This window comes from Acidovorax sp. KPB24-07 (genome assembly GCF_057543315.1).
This window is the reverse complement of sequence record NZ_BAAJYS010000571.1, coordinates 1-1,687: the sequence shown is the minus strand read 5'-3', so window position 1 is coordinate 1,687 and position 1,687 is coordinate 1. Positions and strand designations below refer to the sequence as shown.

Here is a 1,687-nt window from a genome sequence, read left to right as displayed (position 1 = left end):
CTGGCCGACAAGGCGGCCGGCGCGGCGACGCCGGCGGGCTCGGTGGACGGCGATCCGGGCGTGGACGAAATGCTGTTCTGGACCCGCGAGATCGCTCGCGTGGCCGCGGCGCACGCCGAAGATGCCCTGGCGCCCACCCCGGCGCCGGCACTGGCTCAGCGGCTGCAGGCACTGGCCGGCACGGCGCGTGAGATGGCCCTGGCCATGGATTTCGCGTTCCTGATGCACCCGGAGCGCAAGCTGCTGTCCATCGGCTACGCCCTGGTGGAGCAGCGCCTGGACGAGAACTGCTACGACCTGCTCGGGTCCGAGGCCCGGCTGGCGAGCCTCTTCGCCATCGCCAAGGGCGATGCACCCACCCGCCACTGGTTCCGCCTGGGGCGTGCTGCCACGCCGCTTGCGGGCAGTTCGGCGCTGATCTCCTGGTCCGGCTCGATGTTCGAATACCTGATGCCCTCGCTGGTCATGCGGGCGCCGCGGGCAGCCTGCTGGAGCAGACGAACCGCCTGGTGGTGCAGCGGCAGATCGCGTACGGGCAGGCGCTCGGCATTCCGTGGGGCATCTCGGAGTCCGCCTACAACGCGCGCGACCGGGAATTTACCTACCAGTACTCCAACTTCGGCGTGCCGGGCCTGGGCCTCAAGCGCGGACTCGGCGACAACCGCGTCATCGCGCCGTACGCCACCGGCCTGGCTGCCATGGTGGAGCCGCGCGCGGCGCTGCTGAACTACGAGCGCCTGGCCGCCCTGGGCGCGCTGGGCCACCATGGCTTCTACGAAGCGCTGGATTTCACGCCCACACGCCTGCCCGAGGGGCAGCCGGTGGCCATCGTGCGCAACTACATGGCCCACCACCAGGGCATGACCATCGTGGCCTTGCTCAACGTGCTGAAGGACGGCCGCATGCGCGAGCGCTTTCACCGCGAGCCCATGGTCCAGTCCAGCGAACTGCTGCTGCAGGAGCGCACGCCGCGCAACGTGGCGGTGGACCGGCCGCGCGCCGAAGAAGTCAAGGCCTCGCTGGACGGCGGCGTGGGCCAACCACCCACCGTGCGCCGACTGGTGGCCGGAGCGCCGGGGCCGGTCACGCACCTGCTGTCCAACGGCAGCTACACGGTCATGCTCACGGCCGCCGGCGCGGGCTACAGCCGCTGGCGCGGGGTGGCGGTGACCCGCTGGCGCGAGGACGCCACGCGGGATTCGCACGGCAGTTTCATCTACCTGCGCGATGTGCAGAGCGCCCAGCTCTGGTCGCCCACCACCCAGCCCCTGGGGGCCAGCCACCACCACGGCGACGTTCTGTTCGGCGAGGACCACGCCACGTTCTCGCACCACGACAAGGGCCTGCTCACCACGCTGGATGTGCTGGTGTCCGGCGAGACCGACGGCGAGGTGCGCCGCATCTCGCTGGCCAACAGCGGGCGCCGGGCGCGCGAGATCGATGTGACCTCCTATGCCGAGGTGGTGCTGGCGCCGCAGGCCGCGGACGACGCGCATCCCGCGTTCTCCAAGCTCTTCGTGCTGACCGAGTACCTGCCGGAATTCGGCGCGCTGATCGCCACGCGCCGGCCGCGCACGCCGCACGAGCCGCAGGCATGGGCCGGGCATTTCGCGGTGCTGGAAGGCGAGATCACCGCGGCGCCCCAGTACGGCTCCGACCGCGCGGGCTTCCTGGGCCGGGGACGCGA

The 1,687-nt window shown here is 71.4% G+C and carries 1 pseudogene; it reads left to right on the top strand.

The annotated features are described in order from the left end of the window. Nucleotides 1-1,687: pseudogene (locus tag AC27IQ_RS23965) on the top strand (glucoamylase family protein); the annotation flags it as partial.